General features: G+C 61.3%; 20 protein-coding genes and 1 tRNA gene. 8 read left to right on the top strand and 13 right to left on the bottom strand.

All coding sequences use genetic code 11. From position 1 onward, the window contains the following. Nucleotide 1: 1 nt before the first annotated feature. Nucleotides 2-1516, bottom strand: coding sequence for a hypothetical protein (locus I6E60_RS14610; protein ID WP_197180300.1), 1515 nt, complete (start codon nt 1514-1516; stop codon nt 2-4). A gap of 135 nt (nt 1517-1651) precedes the next feature. On the opposite strand from I6E60_RS14610, the gene I6E60_RS10780 reads away from it, so the two are divergent. Further along, nucleotides 1652-2254, top strand: a complete 603-nt coding sequence (locus I6E60_RS10780) for a YqaJ viral recombinase family protein (protein ID WP_197180781.1) — start codon at nt 1652-1654, stop codon at nt 2252-2254. Nucleotides 2255-2275: 21 nt separating this feature from the next. Here the strand turns inward: I6E60_RS10780 and I6E60_RS10775 are convergent, their stop codons facing one another. The 7 genes from I6E60_RS10775 to I6E60_RS10745 form a co-directional block, all read right to left on the bottom strand. Beyond that, nucleotides 2276-2944 (bottom strand): DUF998 domain-containing protein, encoded by a 669-nt coding sequence (locus tag I6E60_RS10775; RefSeq protein WP_197126079.1) that lies wholly within the window; start codon nt 2942-2944, stop codon nt 2276-2278. A 4-nt stretch (nt 2945-2948) separates the two neighbouring features. Next, nucleotides 2949-3500: a GNAT family N-acetyltransferase gene (locus tag I6E60_RS10770; RefSeq protein WP_197126080.1), complete on the bottom strand. Its 552-nt coding sequence runs from the start codon at nt 3498-3500 to the stop codon at nt 2949-2951. 110 nt (nt 3501-3610) lie between these two features. Beyond that, complete coding sequence (gene rplA / locus I6E60_RS10765) at nt 3611-4300, bottom strand: 50S ribosomal protein L1 (protein WP_197126081.1); 690 nt, start codon at nt 4298-4300, stop codon at nt 3611-3613. Beyond that, on the bottom strand, nt 4300-4731 hold the full coding sequence (rplK, locus tag I6E60_RS10760; RefSeq protein ID WP_100389473.1) for a 50S ribosomal protein L11: 432 nt from the start codon (nt 4729-4731) through the stop codon (nt 4300-4302). The genes rplA and rplK overlap by 1 nt, the downstream gene beginning before the upstream one ends. 86 nt (nt 4732-4817) lie before the next feature. Further along, nucleotides 4818-5798 (bottom strand): transcription termination/antitermination protein NusG, encoded by a 981-nt coding sequence (gene nusG / locus I6E60_RS10755; RefSeq protein WP_197126082.1) that lies wholly within the window; start codon nt 5796-5798, stop codon nt 4818-4820. A gap of 57 nt (nt 5799-5855) precedes the next feature. Next, complete coding sequence (gene secE, locus I6E60_RS10750; RefSeq protein WP_197108034.1) at nt 5856-6137, bottom strand: preprotein translocase subunit SecE; 282 nt, start codon at nt 6135-6137, stop codon at nt 5856-5858. Between the two features lie 63 nt (nt 6138-6200). Continuing rightward, nucleotides 6201-6273, bottom strand: a tRNA-Trp gene (locus I6E60_RS10745). Between the two features lie 581 nt (nt 6274-6854). Here I6E60_RS10745 and I6E60_RS10740 point away from each other — a divergent pair. The 3 genes from I6E60_RS10740 (at nt 6855) to I6E60_RS10730 (ending at nt 10993) form a co-directional block, all read left to right on the top strand. Continuing rightward, nucleotides 6855-8900, top strand: coding sequence for a choice-of-anchor G family protein (locus I6E60_RS10740; protein WP_197180297.1), 2046 nt, complete (start codon nt 6855-6857; stop codon nt 8898-8900). 177 nt (nt 8901-9077) lie between these two features. Beyond that, on the top strand, nt 9078-10274 hold the full coding sequence (locus I6E60_RS10735; RefSeq protein WP_197126085.1) for a pyridoxal phosphate-dependent aminotransferase: 1197 nt from the start codon (nt 9078-9080) through the stop codon (nt 10272-10274). A 29-nt stretch (nt 10275-10303) separates the two neighbouring features. Next, a complete protein-coding gene (locus tag I6E60_RS10730; RefSeq protein WP_197180295.1) occupies nt 10304-10993 on the top strand; it encodes a HEAT repeat domain-containing protein in 690 nt (229 codons plus the stop codon). Here the strand turns inward: I6E60_RS10730 and I6E60_RS10725 are convergent. Continuing rightward, the gene (locus I6E60_RS10725; protein ID WP_197180293.1) at nt 10990-11457 is read right to left on the bottom strand and encodes a hypothetical protein; all 468 of its coding nucleotides are present in this window, start codon (nt 11455-11457) and stop codon (nt 10990-10992) included. The genes I6E60_RS10730 and I6E60_RS10725 overlap by 4 nt on opposite strands. Before the next feature lie 120 nt (nt 11458-11577). Between I6E60_RS10725 and I6E60_RS10720 the strand changes: the two genes are divergently transcribed. The 4 genes from I6E60_RS10720 to I6E60_RS10705 are packed head-to-tail and all read left to right on the top strand — an operon-like array spanning nt 11578 to nt 15100. Further along, nucleotides 11578-12453 carry an ABC transporter ATP-binding protein gene (locus I6E60_RS10720; RefSeq protein WP_197126091.1) on the top strand — a complete coding sequence of 292 codons (876 nt, stop codon included), beginning with the start codon at nt 11578-11580 and terminating at the stop codon, nt 12451-12453. Beyond that, entirely contained in the window at nt 12450-13319 is an 870-nt protein-coding gene (locus I6E60_RS10715) for an ABC transporter permease (protein WP_231601512.1), read from the top strand. Before I6E60_RS10720 ends, I6E60_RS10715 begins: the two co-directional genes overlap by 4 nt. Beyond that, nucleotides 13320-14474, top strand: coding sequence for a sensor histidine kinase (locus tag I6E60_RS10710; protein WP_197180291.1), 1155 nt, complete (start codon nt 13320-13322; stop codon nt 14472-14474). Further along, nucleotides 14471-15100, top strand: coding sequence for a response regulator transcription factor (locus I6E60_RS10705; RefSeq protein WP_197180289.1), 630 nt, complete (start codon nt 14471-14473; stop codon nt 15098-15100). Before I6E60_RS10710 ends, I6E60_RS10705 begins: the two co-directional genes overlap by 4 nt. 69 nt (nt 15101-15169) lie before the next feature. Here the strand turns inward: I6E60_RS10705 and I6E60_RS10700 are convergent, their stop codons facing one another. The 4 genes from I6E60_RS10700 to I6E60_RS10685 all read right to left on the bottom strand — a co-directional run bounded on the left by I6E60_RS10700 (nt 15170) and on the right by I6E60_RS10685 (nt 18266). Beyond that, nucleotides 15170-16303, bottom strand: coding sequence for a UDP-N-acetylmuramate dehydrogenase (locus I6E60_RS10700; RefSeq protein ID WP_197126097.1), 1134 nt, complete (start codon nt 16301-16303; stop codon nt 15170-15172). Further along, entirely contained in the window at nt 16300-16707 is a 408-nt protein-coding gene (locus I6E60_RS10695; RefSeq protein ID WP_197126098.1) for a MaoC/PaaZ C-terminal domain-containing protein, read from the bottom strand. Before I6E60_RS10695 ends, I6E60_RS10700 begins: the two co-directional genes overlap by 4 nt. After that, nucleotides 16704-17150, bottom strand: coding sequence for a MaoC family dehydratase N-terminal domain-containing protein (locus I6E60_RS10690; RefSeq protein WP_197126099.1), 447 nt, complete (start codon nt 17148-17150; stop codon nt 16704-16706). The genes I6E60_RS10695 and I6E60_RS10690 overlap by 4 nt, the downstream gene beginning before the upstream one ends. A gap of 450 nt (nt 17151-17600) precedes the next feature. Next, the gene (locus I6E60_RS10685; protein ID WP_231601511.1) at nt 17601-18266 is read right to left on the bottom strand and encodes a class I SAM-dependent methyltransferase; all 666 of its coding nucleotides are present in this window, start codon (nt 18264-18266) and stop codon (nt 17601-17603) included. Between the last annotated feature and the right edge of the window lies 1 nt (nt 18267).

Raw genomic sequence — 18267 nt, 5'->3', positions numbered from 1 at the left:
TCTAGTCTGCTGAGCTATCGCTCGTGTGCGTACCTGCAGACGCCGCGGGCTTCTTGGGTGTTGGTTTCTTCCTCGCGGGCTTTTCCGCAGCAGGCTTTTCCGCTGCAGGCTTTTTCGTCGCGGCTGTCTTCGGTGCGGGCTTTTTCGGTGCGGGCTTTTTCGCAGCAGGTGTCTTCGGTGCAGGGGTGGTCGCCGTCGTTGTCTTCGGCGACGCTGTGGAGGCGCGCTTCTTGGCTGCTGGCCGAGCAGCGGCGGATTTCGACGCAGTCGCCGTGGCGGATTTCGCAGTGGTTTTCGGTGCAGTTTTCGCCGCCGCCTTGGGCGCCGCCTTGGGTGCCGCCTTGGGCGCCGCCTTGGGTGCCGCCTTGGGCGCCGCCTTGGGCGCCGCCTTGGGTGCAGTTTTCGACGCCGCCGTGGGTATCGGTGGCGTGGACGCTTTCGTTGTTGTCTTCGCGGGAGTCTTCGTCACCGCAGCAGTGGCGGACTTCGCAGCGGCCGGACGCGGCGTTGTGGCTTTCCCGGCGGACTTTGTGGCTGCCGCTTTTTTGGCTGGAGCTCTTTTCGCAGAGGTTCGCTTAGCGGCGGGCTTTGCCGGGGCGGCAATTTTTGCTGGGGCGGTTGTCGCGGGTACTGCTTTCGCTGCAGCGACAATCTCAACTTCGTCGTCAGCCTCGGTTGCCGTGCCGGCTTTATCAGCCGAGGTAGTTGCGCCCTCAGCGTCGTCGTTCTCTTCCGCTGCGCCATCTTCAACAGCGCGACGCTCACGGCGCTCGCGTACTTGGCCAACCACCGTGGGAACAAGCAGCACCATCAGCACCACAAGAATCGTGGTGGCGATCAGTACTACGGACTGCACTGAGCCTTGGTCAGGCTGCGGATCTTCTTCGACAACTTCAATGAGGCGGGTCGACACGATGGGCTGGTACGCCTCAAGCGTCATCTCGCCTGCTACTTCGCTAGAACCACGCACGAGAGGCGTGATCGTGCCATCGATGAGACTGAACCACGCACCCGTCTCAGGCTCCTGCACGAGAGTGGCGTCGTCGTCAACGTCATCCAGCGCGAGAGCAATGCCTGGATTACGGATGAAATCGATCATTTCAGGTTCAACAGTCGCCGGATCGATGCCGATCATGGCTACGCCGACCGGTTCTTCCCCGATCGTCACCGGAACCATCCACCGATTCACATACTGGACCGGAGTCTCTGTCGGTTGACCCGAGTGATAGTCGTTCGACCACAAGAACACGCGATCAATCGCACCAAGCTCAATGCCATCCGTGAAGTCGAGGCCGCTGCCACGCTGGTCTTGGCCAAAGAACTCTCCCAGTTCCAGAAGGAGTCCATCATCGTCGTTTGCAAACGAGGTGACGTCAGGCGGCGTCGAACCAACAGACGCCGAGGCCCCCGCGACCGGAACCAACGTCATGACTGCCACGATTGCTGCCGCAGCTACCCCAATCCACCGACTGCGAAAACTCGAAGTTGGCGCTGTGTCGGGGTGCATGGCTCGCATGGGCCTAGTCTGCCAGTTCGTACTGGCATTACAGGTCCAGACGCGGAGTAAGTGATCACAGAGCAGCGAGAATCCCCGTTTCTCTGTAGGGCGCGCACGCGATGCCACCAGCAGGAGAGACAATGGGGTGTGACTATGCAACCGGAACTCGATCTTTGGGAACCGGTTGCGCCCAATCATCGCCATCGCATCGTTGCTCACTCTGAGGATCGCGTCGCGTGGCTTCGTGCCCGCAGTCGCGGCGTGACAGCAACGGACGCCGCCCGCCTGGCCACAGAACAATCCTTACGTGCTGTGGTGGAGAGCAAGCTGCTCGGCTCCGGTTTCAGCGGCAATGCGTTTACCGATCACGGTCGCGCTCGGGAACCCGAAATCGCTCGCTGGGTGCTCGGTGCGCACGGCATCCAGGCAAGTTCGGCGCTTTATCACGCCCACGATCAGCCTCTGCATTTAGCAACCCCCGACGGCGTCTCGGTGCTTGATGGGTCGCTCGTGCTTTCGGAGATCAAAACGACCGCTAAAGCGTGGCGTACCATTCCCCGCTCGTATCTTCGTCAGGTGTGGTGGCAGCAGTATGTGCTGGGCGCTGACCGCACGCTCGTAGTGTGGGAACAACATACTGATTTTGTCCCTGTGCATTCTGAGCCGAAGTGCCAGTGGGTTGAGCGCGACGAAGATCAGATCCACACTCTGGTGGGTTTGGCTGATCGACTGCTCGATCTCATGCGCGCGTCGTAGACCCAGAGCACCACAGCGCAACTACGAGCGGATAGTTCGAGAAAGCGCGCGTGCGGCGATCACGGTTCCGAGAATGATGAGCCATGCAATCGCAATCGTCGTGGCTACGAACTCAAGCCGGCTGCCGAGCACGACCTGAAAACGGAACAGGGAAAAGAGCCCACCGGTTCCGGCTATTACCGCGACCGCCACAGCGGTGATGAGCGACATGCGCGCCAGCACGCGGTGTTCCCTCGCGAACGAGGTTTGGATCATCGCCCAGCATGCTGCGGCAAAGGCGATAACTGCCGCTAGCGTGTGCGTGAAATCTTGCCAAGTGAAACTAGGTCCGTAGGGCAACGGGCACCCTGAGGTGCACGTCACTTGGGAGGCGATCAGGAAGAATCCGCACCCCACCCAGAGAGACAACGCTGGCGAACCGAAGGACAGCAGCGGCGGCCACGCGCGCACCCGACGCGCACTCCACGCAACTGCCGACCCACCAACCACGATGAGCAGCAGTGCGACTTCGAAAGCGGCCGCGGTCGGTTCGCCCTCCGCCCCCAACTCGCTGACATACAGCTCACGCGGAACCATGAGCCGCGAGGCCCAAATTACGACAAGCGCAATACCGACAGCAACGCTGCCTACGACGGCAGAAAATCCCTCAATAGCTGCAGAAGAAACGCGCTGCGGCGCAACAGTCGTCATCGGGTTAGTGGGCGGCAAGGGGTTCGTTGAGCGAAAGTTGACGCACAAAGTCGTCTTCCCAGCGGTCTCCGACGAGAAACTTTTTGGTTCCTGCGAGCTCGAAGCCCATCTTTTCGTAGAAACGATTGGCGCGGGCATTCTCCTGATTCACGCCCAACCACATCCCAGCGAAACCTTGATCGCGCGCCCACGCAATTCCTGAACCGATCAACGCGGGCGCGACACCGGCGCCATGAAAGAGGCCGAGAACGTAGCACTTGCTGAGCTCTACCGTGGGGTGAAGAGTAAGCACCTGGGCGACATCCGGATCACTGGGCTCGGCAGTAGAAAATAGCGCGTAGCCAGCGGGCTGGCCATCTACCTCGGCCAGAAGCACCTCGCGGGCAGGGTCAGTGAGATAGTGACGGAATGCTGACACCGAAAGGGCTTCTGCGATGTACGACGCGATCGAATCGAGTGTTGTGCTGGCAGGGCACGCCAGCGGAAACGTCTGGCGAGCGATCTCGTGGAGCAACTCGGCGTCACTCTCGATAGCGCGGCGAACGGTGGTGGTCACGACAGGGCTCCCTACGGCGGATACCGACCAGCATATTCCCTCCAGCAGGATGCCCGGGAATGCAAAAAACGGGGGCCGGCACAAGCCGACCCCCGTTCATTTAAGCAGTATTAGATCGAGTTGATGTCGACCGGAATGCCAGGACCGAAGGTGGTCGAAACCGTTGCCTTCGTGATGTAGCGACCCTTGGAAGAGCTGGGCTTGGCGCGCAGAACCTCGTCGAGTGCTGCCTTGATGTTCTCGTCAAGCTGCTCAGCGGTGAAGCCGGCCTTGCCCACGATGAAGTGAACGTTGGAGTGCTTGTCGACGCGGAATTCGATCTTTCCGCCCTTGATCTCCGAGACAGCCTTTGCGGTGTCAGGGGTAACCGTTCCGGTCTTCGGGTTTGGCATGAGGCCACGCGGGCCAAGTACCTTACCCAAACGACCAACCTGGCCCATGAGCTCGGGGGTCGAAACTGCAGCATCGAAGTTGGTGTAACCAGCGGCTACCTTCTCGATGAGCTCCGAGCCACCAACCTCGTCAGCGCCAGCAGCGATTGCTGCTTCTGCTGCCGGACCGGTTGCGAAAACGATAACGCGAGCAGTCTTACCCGTACCGTGAGGCAGGATAACGGTGCCACGAACCATCTGGTCAGCCTTGCGAGGGTCTACACCCAAGCGAAGAGCAACCTCAACGGTCGAGTCAAACTTCTTGGAGCTCATGTCGCGAGCAACAGAAACAGCTTCGGTAGGCGTGTAGAACTTGCCCTCTTCGAGCTTCTCAGCGGCGGCCTTGTATGCCTTGGAATTCTTGGACATTATGCCTCCACCGTGATTCCCATCGAGCGAGCGGTGCCCGCGATGATCTTCATTGCGCCGTCGATGTCGTTGGCGTTGAGGTCAGCCATCTTCTGCTCGGCGATCGTACGTACCTGGTCTTTTGTGAGCTGCGCAACCTTGACGGTGTGCGGCGTGCCCGAACCCTTTGCAACTCCAGCAGCCTTCTTGATGAGCTCTGCTGCCGGCGGGGTCTTGAGGATGAACGTGAACGAACGGTCCTCGTACACGGTGATCTCTACCGGGATAACGTTTCCACGCTGAGCCTCGGTAGCGGCGTTGTACGCCTTGCAGAACTCCATGATGTTAACGCCGTGCTGTCCCAGCGCAGGCCCGATGGGCGGTGCGGGGTTAGCGGCGCCGGCTTGGATCTGAAGCTTGATCAGACCTGTAACCTTCTTTTTCGGTGCCATTGTGTTTCCTTTTCAGTACGAACTGACCCGTGTGGTCAGCTCTCCCGCACCCGAAGGGCGCGGTGGTTTTTTAGGGGCGTAAGCCCTTAAAGCTTGGTGACCTGATCGAAGCTGAGCTCGACCGGGGTCTCGCGCTCGAAGAGGGAAACCAGAACGATGAGCTTTCCGCTCTCCGCCTTGATCTCGCTGATCGAACCGGGAAGGCCCGCGAACGAACCTTCCTTGATGGTGATGGTCTCGCCGATTTCGAAGTCGATCTCTGCGGGGATAGCGCGTGCAGCGGTCTTGCTCTTCTGCGATGCACCCTTAGCGACAGGAGCTTCAACGATCTCAACAAGGCTCTTCAGCATGTTGAATGCTTCTTCGAAACGCAGCGGTACGGGGTTGTGAGCGTTGCCCACGAAGCCAGTAACACCAGGAGTGTGACGAACAACCGACCAGCTGTCTTCGTTGAGGTCCATGCGAACCAAAACGTAGCCGGGGATGCGAACGCGGTTAACGAGCTTGCGTTGACCGTTCTTGATCTCGACAACATCTTCCATCGGAACCTCGACTTGGAAGACGAAATCTTCCATCGCCATGGAAACCTTGCGGTTCTCGATGTTGTGCTTGACGCGCTTTTCGAAGCCAGCGTAGGAGTGGATGACGTACCACTTGCCCGGCTGCAGGCGAAGGTCCATGCGGAACTCGGCGTACGGGTCGACCTCGGCCTCTTCGCCCTCGGCTGCTTCAGCAGCGTCGGTGCCTTCAGCTTCAGCTTCATCCGCTGCTTCGTCATCGGTTGCGGCAACAGAAGCGTCAGCCTCAGCAGCGTTGTCGATGTCGAGCGCGTCGTTTACTTCAGCATCTGCTTCAGGATCGACTGCGGCATCCAGAGCCTCAAGGAGACCAGCAAGATCGGCATCGACATCAGCCGAATCGCCCTCAATGTGCATTGCCTGGTGCTCGGCGGAGTCTTCTGAACGCTCTGCCGCAGCCAAGGTGTTACCCGTCTGCGCCTCATCCTCCTCGGAGGACTGCTCTGCTGCCGTAGCGAGCTCGGAGTCTTCGCGGTGGTTCTCGGACACTAAATCTCTTTTCGTTACTCTGCAGGTCGGCCGTAACCGCTGCGGTTTATGAAGGGCTTAGACGACCAGGTTCGGGTCGCCGAACAAGAAGTTCACCAACGCGCTAAACCCAAAGTCGAGGGCCGAAACGATACCCATCATGATGATGACGAATACAAGAACAACGAGAGTAAAGCTGACCAGCTCGCGCCGAGTCGGAGTTACTACCTTCTTGAGTTCGTTAATAACTTGGCGGATGAAGAGTGTCATGCGGCCGAAGGGTCCACGACGTTGCGCGCTCTCCTTCTTCGCCTTGGCGACGACGTCCTCGCTGGGCTCGTCTACGTCTTTCTTGGCCACTCTTACTACCTTCCGATACTTCGGCTTACTCGACCCACTCCGTTTCTCACAGAGAGGGACTTGCAGGGCGGACAGGACTCGAACCTGCAACCTGCGGTTTTGGAGACCGCTGCTCTACCAATTGAGCCACCACCCTTTGCAAGAGAGGTAAATCTCTTACCCACACTTTCGCACAAACACTACGACACATCCACATTGAGAAGTGAGGAGCAGGCGCGCGAAAGTATGGCAGTTATCAACAACCTGAACAAGTGTACGTCATCCTGAGCAGTCCTGCAGTGCCCACTCCCCCTCTAGGGGAAGCAATGCGGTGAACAGGCAGAAATGGGTGCCACTTCGACTGTCATTTCAGCGTCTCAAAAAAAGTTTCCGAAAAAGTTTGAAAACCCGCGTCATAACCGAGGGGGGTCTCAGTCTCTCTATGCAAGCAGGGCAAACCAACCCTCCTTATTCGGGCAACACCAGCACTACCAGTAACACCATTCGGGCAACACCAGCACTACCAGTAACACCATTCGGGCAACACCAGCACTACCAGTAACACCATTCGGGCAACACCACGCGAGACCTCACCATCTCGCCGCACAACTCAAAAACCAGCACCACCATATGGGCAAGCGAAGCTGAGATCAGGCAGTAGTTCGTGGCACAACCCTCACGTTGGCCTCATTGTCGAACCAGCTTCCTTATCCACACAGGATCAGGAAGGTACCAGTCGTGTTTACACAACACATCCCGCGCACTGGGAAGCCAGTCGGGAAAAGCAACCACACCGCAGGAGTCCGTTTCGGAGCGGCCCTCGGAACCATGGCCCTTGTATCGGGCTTCACATTCATTGCCCCCGCTGCTGCTAGCGCAGAAGAGACCACCGGGGCTTCCTACGCTTACGCAGAGTTCCTCTCTGGTGATGTGCTCGGAACCGACCTCGGCAACGTTGCGGGGCTCGGCCAGGTAGTCGCCTCCAATAACGGCAACCAAGCACGACAGGTTGACCGCGATCCTCTTACCGTCGACGCCTTGGGCGCCACGGTGCTCAACCAGCCCGGCGGCCTGCAGCTTCCCCTTCTTGACGTGGTGGATGCCGGCGTAATCAGCCAGTACGCAGAAGCGGACAAGAATGGCGAATCATTCGCCTCCACGGGAGCAATTCAGGATGACGGCGCGATCGGCGTCGGCAACACCTCGTCTGGGCGAGCAGGTGACCTCACCGTCGACCTCGACAGCCTCCTCTCCAACGAGTTCGCATCGGTTCTCACTGACCTCAAGCTCGAGCTCGATGCAGTCTCTGCTCGTGCCGACGGAAACATGACGTCGGCCTCCGGCGACTACACGCTCGCAGATGCAACGCTGAGCTTCTCCAGTCCCGCCATCAGCAAGCTGACGAGCAAAGTCACCACGGCGCTCAACAGCGTTGACGGCCAACTCATCAGCTTGGGCGGCGACAACGGCGCTCTCGGTAACTCGATCGACGGCATCCTCGACCCCGTACTCGGCGTCGTAGGTTCCTCAGCTGACGTGAAGGTCGTCGTCGACGCCGACCTCCAGAAGGCAGTAAGCACGCTGCTCGACGGCAAGTACGGAGACGGCGCCGTGAGCTTCAACCTCGAAACCGGCGCGGTAGTGGTTGACCTCGAAACCCTCCTGGGCGGCGAGCTGAACAACCTGGCCCCGAACACCGAGCTGCTCACGGATGCTGTGGTCAACCAGATCCTGAACGGAATCACCGAAACGGTGGCCGACCTCGCCGACGACATCGTCGAACGCGTCGAACTGTCACTGCGGGATGCTCGCGTCGAGGTATCCGCCAAGCTCAACCTGCTGACCGCACAGAAGTCCACTCAGAAGACGGTGTGCCGCGACATCCAAGTTCCGATCATTGGCGACATCCTCAACGGTGAAGTTCTCGGTGGAGGTTCCTCCAACGGCGGCCTCGTTGGCGGTCTGCTCGGCGGGCTCACCGGCGGCCTTACCGACGGAGTAACCCAGGGCGTCACGCAGGGCATCATCGGCTACACGACAGATACCGTGTGCGAAGTGGTTGGTTCTGTTCTCCCTGACCTGCGCAGCACCGTTGACGTCAGCATCATCGGAAACGTGGATGACCTGATCGACGGAACCGCTATCTCCGCGAAGGCAAACATTTCACTCCTCGGCGGAACGGTCACGACCGGCCTCAACGTGAATACGCTCATCGGCAGCCTCGGAAAGAGCCTTGATAGCTCTCTCTTCTCTAACGGCGGCGTGGTTACCTCGCTTGTCAAGAGCCTGAACACCGGCCTCGTGAACCCGGCAGTCACCGGTCTCCTCGGAGACTCGAGCGTAGCCACGGTGCTCCACGACCTCGTCTCGATCAAGGTCAACGTGCAAGAACAGTTGACCTCCACCGGCACCGTCAAGGGTGACATGTTCAGCGAAACGGCAGTACGCGTGGCGGTGGGCAGCGGAGACGTAGCCACCCTCAACGTGGCGCGTGCCGTTGTTGGCCCCAACGTTCAGACCGTGGTCGACCCCAACTGCACCGAAAACTGTGGCACCGGCGGGACCGGCGGAGACCCCGACGGAGACCCTGACCCCTGTGTCGGTGTCTGCCTCGTCGGCGGTTCAGACTTCCTCGATCTTCCGACCTATGCCCTCGGTGGGCAGCTCGCATACACCGGTGCCGGTGTTGCGACTCTCATCGCCCTCATCGTCGCGTTGTTGGCAGCGGGTGCCTACTTCGCGCGTCAGGGTTACCTACGTACACACCCCAAGTCCGAGCTCTAGGACTGCGTAAGTAACCTCTAGCGGCCGGAGCTTATCGTCCCCCCAGGATTCAAGCTCCGGCCGCTTCTCTCTGCCCCTATCGCGTTCTCGCGGTAGGGGCAGTCTTCTGTGTGAGCGCCTCTCTCGCCGACAAGCAATCTCTGGGCATCCCGGCACCCGAAGCCATAGACTTGAGCGGTGACCTCACCTCGCCTCTCTGCCAGAATTTCCGCCATCGCCGAGTCAGCCACCCTCAAGGTGGATGCCAAGGCCAAGTCGCTTCTCGCGGCCGGGCGGCCCATCATCAGCTACGCGGCGGGCGAGCCCGACTTCGCGACCCCCGCGAACATCGTGGAGGCGGCATCCAAGGCCGTGCTCGACCCCAAGAACCACCGCTACACGCCCGCAGCCGGACTTCCCGAACTGCGCGAAGCGATCGCGGCGAAGACGCTGCGTGATAGCGGCCTTGAAGTCGGCATCAACCAGGTTGTTGTCACCAATGGTGGCAAGCAGGCCGTGTACCAAGCCTTCGCAACTCTCGTTGACCAGGGCGATGAAGTCATCGTTCCTACCCCGTACTGGACCACCTACCCCGAAGCGATCAAGCTCGCCGGTGGCACCATGGTCGAAGTCTTCGCCGGTGCCGACCAGGGTTACCTCGTGACCGTTGAGCAGCTTGAAGCCGCTCGCACTGAGAACACGAAGGTGCTGCTGTTCGTTTCGCCGTCGAACCCCACCGGTGCCGTTTACTCGCCAGAACAAACCAAGGCCATCGGCGAATGGGCTCTTGAGCACGGCATCTGGGTGATCAGCGACGACATCTACCAAAACTTGGTCTACGACGGAGTGCGTGCTGTCTCCATCGTGGAGGTCGTTCCGGCGCTTGCTGACACCACCATCCTCGTGAACGGTGTAGCCAAGAGCTACTCGATGACCGGCTGGCGCCTTGGCTGGATGGTCGGCCCGGTTGACGCCATGAAGGGTGCAGCAAACCTGCAATCGCACCTCACCAGCAACGTCTCCAACATCTCGCAGCGTGCCGCCATCGAAGCCCTCACCGGCCCCCAGGATGCCGTGGAAGAGATGCGGGTGGCCTTCGACCGCCGCCGCAAGCTCATGGTCTCCGAACTCAACAAGATCGACGGCGTGAACTGTCCGACACCTCAGGGCGCGTTCTACGTGTACCCGGATGTCTCCGGCTTGCTGAACCGCGAATGGGACGGCGTTACGCCAACCACAAGCCTCGAACTCGCCGACCTCATCCTTGAGAAGGCCGAAGTCGCCGTGATCCCCGGAGAAGCGTTTGGGCCAAGCGGCTACCTCCGCCTCTCCTATGCCCTCGGCGACGACGCACTCCTCGAAGGCGTGCAGCGCTTGCAGAAACTTTTTAGCTAACCCAACCGCCCCGACGCGGTGGAGGATTTATGGATGCGACACCACCGCTCGATGCCGCTGGCCGGTTGAGCGCGGCCCTCACCGGCGCACTGCCCTCCCAACGGCTTCAGGCTGCCCTCTCCGCCGGAACGCACCCGCGGGAGGAGTTCGTACGCGTGCTGCTCGAGCACTGCGCACTCGAACCCGACCTCAACGTGCGCGAGACACTCACGTGGGCGCTCATGCGGCACCCGGCAGCGGTTACCGTGCCGCTGTTAATCGCCGAAACACAGTCAGCGACCGCCCAATCGCGCAGCCAAGCGCTGCACACTCTCTCGAAAATTGGTGACCCCGCCGGGTGGGACGCAATCACTCCCGCTCTTCTCAACGACTTGGATGAGACCGTCGCCCGCACAGCGTGGCGGGTTGCGACCGTTTTGGTGCCCGACGGCGACGAAGCTGAACTCGCTTCCCAGTTGGTCGCACACCTTGGGCGCGGCGAGCGCGAAGCTCACATGAGTCTCAGTCGATCACTTGCGGCGTTGGGCGAGCACGCGACACCGCTGCTCGACGAGCTAGCCGAGAACGGCGCTGGGGATGTGCGGCTTCACGCTCTGACCACGCTGCTGTTGCGGGAATCCCCCGACGACGGCTACGAGGCAGCACTGTTTGATGCGGAGCTGCGCGTGCTGCTAGCGGATGCCGCTGCGGCAGATGAGCCTGAGGGCGATAGCGGCTAACGACCGGGCAGTTCGACGGTCACCGTTGTGCCGCCGTAGCCGTTGGCTTGGTCGCGACCCTCGACCGTGACCTCGGCGATGCCTTCAGGGATTTCCACGCCCGATTGGGTGCGGGTGAACGGCTGCTCGCTGGCGTGATCGTGCGAAAGCGTGTGCTCACCCAGCACCGTGCCATCGGGGGCGAGCACGCGCCATCCGTCGGCATACTGCTCCGGAGTGTCGTACGGCGAGCTCACGGTGACGGCGAAATCGAACAGGTTCGTTCCCGTCGGTGAGACGCTTACATCCTCGATATCGGGGAAGAATGTGGCCGCGTCGGGGCTTGAACTGGCTGGCGGTGTTGTGCTGAGTTCAGAGGTGTTGTTGTTCGAGGTGCTCGCAGCCGAGCATCCCGTCACGGCGAAAGTAACGGCGAGCGCGAGTGCGGCGAGAGCAGATGTTCGAGAGCGGGCCGGCGTGATCATGATTCGACGGTAATGGGGCTGGCTGACAATCCCCGCCATACCTCGCATCAACCGATCGGTTGATGGACCTCTAACCGTCTGCACCTGTCGCAGCGCGCCCAGACAAGCGACGATAGAAGCATGAACACCACCGCTCCTGTCGTGCAGGTCGAAAATCTGCGCAAAACCTACGGTTCGTTTGCCGCTGTTGACTCGGTCAGTTTTGAGATTCAGCGCGGCGAAACCTTCGCGTTGCTTGGCCCTAACGGCGCAGGCAAGTCGACCACGATCGAGATTTTGGAAGGCTACCGGGATCGTACCGGTGGCTCCGTGAGTGTGCTCGGCGTCGACCCCGGCAAGGGTGGCCTCGCCTGGAAGGCTCGCCTCGGCATCGTGTTGCAGTCCAGCGGCGAGAGCGGCAATGTGTCGGTGCGCGAACAGCTCACCCACTTTGCTGGTTACTACCCCCATCCCCGCGATGTCGACGAAGTTATTGCATCGGTCGGGCTTGAGGAGAAGGCAGGAACGCTGATTCGCAAACTTTCTGGCGGGCAACGTCGGCGAGTGGATGTCGCGCTCGGCATCATCGGAAGCCCCGAGCTGCTCTTTCTCGACGAACCCACCACGGGCTTTGACCCCGAGGCGCGTCAGCAATTTTGGCAGCTCATTCGCTCGCTCAAGGCGGACGGAACGACAATCCTCCTCACCACCCACTACCTCGACGAAGCGGCCCAGCTGGGTGACCGGGCGGGGGTGATCGCTGGCGGAAAGATGATCGACATTGGTGCGATCGACGAGATTGGCGGGCAAGAAGCGCGCACCCCACGCGTGCGTTGGCGCGATGCCAACGGCAAGCACGAAGAACGCACCCACACCCCTGGCGCTGTCGTGGCATCCCTCATGGCCGCCGGCGCAGAACCGACCGGGCTCGAGATTGTTCGCCCCAGCTTGGAAGACATCTACCTGCAGTTGGTCTCCGACCACGCACACGCACGCGAAGTGGAGAACGCACGATGAGCACCCCAACCACGACCAGCTCGGCGGCGATTGCTGCTAGCACGCCGAGCTTTGGCCTCGGAATCGGCCGCAGCCTCAGGCTCGGATTCAGCCGCATCAAGCTCGAAGTGCGGAGCTACTTTCGCCAGGGCGATTCGGTGTTCTTCACCTTCTTGTTCCCCGTCGTCATGCTCACGATCTTTGCGGTCGCCTTCAGCGAACAGAACTTCGGGACCGAGGAAGAACCACTCACGGCAGCTGCTTTCTACCTGCCAGGGATGATCGCCGCCGGCCTGCTCCTTAGTGGCCTGCAGAACATGGCGATCGACATTGCTATGGAACGAAGCGACGGCACCCTCAAACGCCTCGCCGGCACACCCCTGCCGGTGATGAGCTACTTCATCGGCAAGATCGGGCAAGTCTTCGTGACCGGCGTGCTGCAAGCTGCCCTCGTGATTCTGGTCGCGAGTGTCGCATTCGACGTCGAACTGCCGAGCGAACCCAGCAAATGGGTGACCTTCGCCTGGGTCTTTGTGCTCGGAGTCACGACATCCGCCGTGCTCGGTATTGCCCTGAGCGGGCTCCCGCGCAGCGGTAAGAGTGCAACCGCCGTCGTGATCCCGGTGGCTCTCGTGCTGCAGTTCATCTCCGGCGTGTACCTCGGATTCTCGATGCTGCCCGAGTGGTTGCAGAACTTCGCCAGCATCTTCCCGCTGAAGTGGATGGCGCAGGGAATGCGCGAAGTGTTCCTGCCCGCAAGCTTCGAAGTGATGGAGCAATCCGAAAGCTGGAACCTTCCCGGCGTTGCCATCGCCACCGGCCTCTGGCTCGTGATCGGTCTGATCATGACGCGCATCACCTTCCGTTGGATCCGCAAGGATAGCTAAATGGGATTTGTTCGCTGGATGAGCGCTGCCGTGATCGTGACCACGACGATCATGGCCGCGCTCATCGTCGGCTCAAGCGGCTACGGCCTCAACGACCGGATCGGAGCCGGGGTCGCACTCGCAGTGTTCGGTCTCTCCTGGTTCACGGTCGGCATGCGATCAGACACCAGCCCGATAGCGGCCTTCATCTTCGTGACCGTGCTGGTCATCGCCGTCGGTACCGGCGTCGCGTTCATGCCGATCATGGCCACGCTGCAGGCACTCGCCTACCCGCTCGTGTGGGTGATCTCTGAACGCACCCGTAACGCGATTATCAGCAACGTGGCACTCGCTCTTTCCGTGGGAGTCGGCTCAGTCATCAACATGGGGCTCAGCGTGAGCGCCATGCTCTACAGCGGCACCGTCACCGCGCTCTCCCTCATCTTCAGCCTCGCCCTCGGCCTCTGGATCACCCAGATCTCGAAACTCAGCGACCAACGCCACGACCTTGTGCTCGAACTGCAATCGACCCGCGACAAGCTCACTGCCATCAGTCGGGATGCTGGAGTCTCCAGCGAACGAGAGCGGCTCGCCCGCGAGATCCACGACACCATCGCGCAAGACCTCACCGGGCTCGTACTCGTTGCCCAAAGAGCTAAGCGCGAACTGGATAACAACAATGCTGCCGGCGCAGCCGAACAACTTGAGCTGATCGAAGACAGTGCCCGCGCCGCCCTCGCGGAAACGCGCGCACTGGTGGCGGCATCCGCCCCGGTTGGTCTCACGGGTGACGGTATTTCGAGCGCGCTGCACCGACTGGCCGAACGCTACACGCGGGAAACCCACCTGACCGTAACGGTGGATGCTGCGGAGCTGCCCGCAATTGCGCGCGAAACCGAAGTGGTGGTGTTGCGCTGCGCCCAGGAGGCCCTCGCCAACGTGCGCAAGCATGCGAACGCCACGCGCGCCACGATCGCGGTCGCTGCTGATGCGACCGGGCTCACGGTAGCCGTGACCGACGACGGCGACGGCTTCGACCCCGCTACCGCTCACACCGGCTTCGGGCTCGAAGGAATGAGCGAACGCTTGGCGCTCGTGAACGGTCGTCTCGACGTCGACAGTTCGGGCGCCGGCACCACCGTGCGCGCCACCATCCCGAAGGAAGTTCTTGCATGATCCGTGTCGTAGTTGCCGACGATCATCCGATTGTCCGCAGTGGAATCGTCGGCCTGCTGAGCTCGGCGGATGACATCGAGGTCGTCGGCGAAGCCAGCGACGGTGTCGAGGCGGTCGCGTTAGCCACGCAGCTCGCCCCCGACGTTGTACTCATGGATTTGCGCATGCCCGGCCTCGGAGGCGCAGAAGCGACGGCGCAACTCGCGGCCGCTCGCCCCGACGTTCGCGTGCTCATTCTCACCACGTATGAATCCGACGAAAACATTCTGACCGCCATCGAGGCGGGCGCGAGCGGCTACCTGTTGAAGGCGGCACCGCAAGAGGAGATTCTGGCCGGCCTTCGTTCGGTGGCGCGCGGCGAGGTCGCGTTAGCTCCGTCGATTGCGGCGCTGCTCGTGAACCGCATGCGCGAGCCCGCGAAAGTGACGCTGAGCGATCGTGAGACTCAAGTGTTGGCGCTCGTGGCAGAGGGTAACAGCAACCGAAAGATTGCGGCCGCCCTGTTCGTGAGCGAGGCTACCGTGAAGACGCACCTCATCCACGTCTTCGAAAAGCTTGATGTGAAGGACCGCACGCGGGCCGTCACGAAGGCGATGGAGCTGGGGCTGCTGCCCCGCTCTCGCTAGCGCCGCCTGAGCTAGGCGAAGCTGGCGGATGAGCGCGCGTTGTTCGACGGATTAGGCGAGTTAGGCGAACTAGGCGAGTTCGACGCCAACGGCGACGGGTTCCGGCTGCAGGTGGATGCCGTATCGGCTGAGCACACACGCCCCGATATAGCGTGAAAGTTCTGCAATCTCGGTGGCGTCCGCGCCAGTGCGGTTGACGATCGCCAAGCTGTGTTTGGTCGACACTGCGGCTCGCGAGCCCGGCAGCCTGAAACCCTTGTTCACGCCCGAATGTTCGATGAGCCAGGCTGCGCTGAGCTTCACCAGGCGCGGTTTGGGCGCGGGTGGCGGGGCAGGTTCTTCGCCGAGCGGAACCGCAACATCGGTGACGGGATCGTCGTCGATGACCCAGCGTGGGGCATCCGCGGGAAGGGCTCTCGCGATGTGTTCTGGCACGATCGGGTTCGTAAAGAATGAACCGCAGCTGGCAGAGTCTGGTTCGTTGGGGTCGAGCACCATCGCCTTGGAGGCGCGCAGGGCGAGCACCGTGTCGCGCACTTGCTGCAGGGGCACAGCATCGCCGACGTTCACCCCGAGGGCGGTAGCGAGTTGCGGGTACTGCACTGTGCTGGCGGGTGAGGCGGTGACGGTGAGGTACACGGCAACGACGACTCCGGCGAGGCCACTTTTAATCACGGAGCTGCGGTAGCCGAGTTCGAGTTCGGCTGTCGTGAGGTGCACGAGTTCGCCGCTGTCGTAGTCGAGAAAGTCAATGCCAGTGAGGGCGCTGGCGACTTCTTGGCCGTAGGCTCCGATGTTTTGGATGGGGGCTGCGCCGACGGATCCGGGGATGCCGCTGAGGGCTTCGATGCCGCCCCAGCCGCGGGCGACAAGGCGCGCAACGAGGGCGTCCCATGATTCGCCCGCTTGCACGCGGAGGCTGAGGGTCGTGTCCGTTTGATTAGTGACTTGGATGCCGCGAGTGGCGATATGGATGACGGTGCCGTCATATCCTTCGTCACTGATCACCATGTTGGAGCCGCCGCCGATGAGTAGCCAGTCGTCGCCGCGTTCCCAGACGGCACGCACACTCTCGAGAAGCTCAACTTCAGTCGTGGGGCTCACTAGCGTGCGTGCGGGCCCGCCGACTCGGATGGTGGTGAGGTCGGCGAGCACGATGCTCTCAGCAGGTGCTGTGCTGTCGGGGGAAACGGTGTCGGTCATTGGTGGAGTTTGACCCTCACTTGTGCTTTGCCGAGCACGGTTTGGTTGTTGGCGCTGACAGTGAGGTCGATGCGCGTCACGTCGTCTTCGATGGCGCCAACCTTGGCGGTGACGGTAACAACAACGCCGCCGTTGCCGTCGACGACGACAGGGCGAGTGAAGCGCACACCGTATTCGACGAGTTCGCCGCGGTCGCCCATCCAGTCAATGACGGGTTGTACGGCGAGGCCCATGGTGAGCATGCCGTGGGCGAGCACACCGGGGAGGCCTACGGAAGCGGCAACGTCATCCCGGTAATGGATGGGGTTGAAGTCTCCGGATGCTCCCGCGTAGCGCACGAGCGAGAAGCGGGTGAGGGTGACTTTGCCGGTGATGAGTTCTTGGCCGACGACGAGGTCGCTCATTCTGTGCCTCTCATGACGAGTACGGAGGTTGCGGTGACGACGTGGTCGCCTGCGGCATCACTGATGGCGGTTTCGGCGGTGATCATGTCGTTGCCGCCGAGGGACTTAATGCTCGTGACGGTGAGGATGGCGGTGAGCTCGTCGCCAGCGACGATGGGTCGCGTGGAGGTGAACTTCTGTTCGCCGTGCACGATGCGCGAGAAGTCGATGCCAGTGTCGGGGGCAGCCAGGAGAAGGGCGAGGCCAGCTTCTTGGATGACGACGGCGAAAGTGGGCGGTGCTACGACGTCGGCGAAGCCTGCTGCTCTAGCGGCTTCGGGGTCGTGGTTGAGCGGACTTTGAGCGAAGACGGCGCGCGCAAATTCGCGTACTTTTTCTCGCCCGACGAGGTAGGGGGTCGTGGGCGGGAAGACCCGGCCTTCTAGTTCTTTATTCACTGGCACGGTGTCCAGCTTAGGCAATGTTGGCGATGCGTGTGTGGGTGAGATTGGGGTTGTGTTTGTGGGCCGGTTGATTACGGCCAGATTGTGTTGCGGCTGTTAAATGGGTGAAGCCCCGGAGACCGTGAGGTCTGCCGGGGCTTCAGAAATTCTGTGAGGCGTTAGCTCAGTAAGTTTTTACTGGCAGCTGTCGCACTGCAGAAGATCCATTGGGTCGACGGGAATTGCATATCCGCCAACGGTGTCGTTTTCGTTATCCATTCGATCCTCCTTAAAGTCTTCTTGAAGTTTCCGGCGGTTTGTCGGAGATTTCACTATATATGGGTAATGACACCCATGTCATTACCCCAGATGTAGTGTCTCGGCGTGTCGGCCAATTTTCTTTAAATCTACTATCAGCCGCTGACATTTCTCCGCAAACTCCCTCCCTCAGGACGCGAAGCCGCGCTCCCGCTACAAGTGCGCAGTGCCCGAGATATGGGCAACGGGAGGCGATATCGGATGCGGGGAGAAGCCGAACCGGTCGACGACATCGACTTCGAAACCGGCGGCTTCGATCGCGGCAAGGGTGTCGCGGTTGGGGCGGCATCCGCCCGCTATCGCGGCCCACGCCGGAGTGAGCAGATCCTCTACCGTCGCCACCACACGATTGCTCGAACGCACATGCTCGTAAAACGCGAGGTGCCCGCCCGGTTTGAGCACGCGGGTGAATTCGGCGAGTGCCGCCTGCTGATCAGGGACCGTGCACAGCACAAGGCTGCACACGACCCAGTCGCAGCTGTTGGTGGCGAGCGGTAACGCTTCTGCGGTGCCGTCGCTGACGGTGATGGGGACGCCAGCCTTCAGCGCCGCAGCCTCGGCGATCGACCGCAGTTCGGCATCCGGCTCGACGGCGTGAACGGAATCCACCGCCGAACCGTAGTGCTGAAAAGTGGTGCCGGTTCCCGCGCCGACCTCGACCACCGTGCCGGAGATGGCGCGAAACAGTTCAGCACGGTGGGTGTCGCCACCCCGGGCATCCATCGTCGGAGACAGCTTGATGAATCCCTGACGAAAGAACCGTTCGCGCCAGCCGCCCTCACCCACGGGGACGACCCGCGAGTGAGGACGTGTAGACAAT

It is taken from the genome of Salinibacterium sp. SWN167 (assembly GCF_015864665.1).
GTDB lineage: Bacteria > Actinomycetota > Actinomycetes > Actinomycetales > Microbacteriaceae > Rhodoglobus.
Note: the sequence above shows the minus strand (reverse complement) of the source record. Positions and strands in the feature narration are given on the sequence as shown.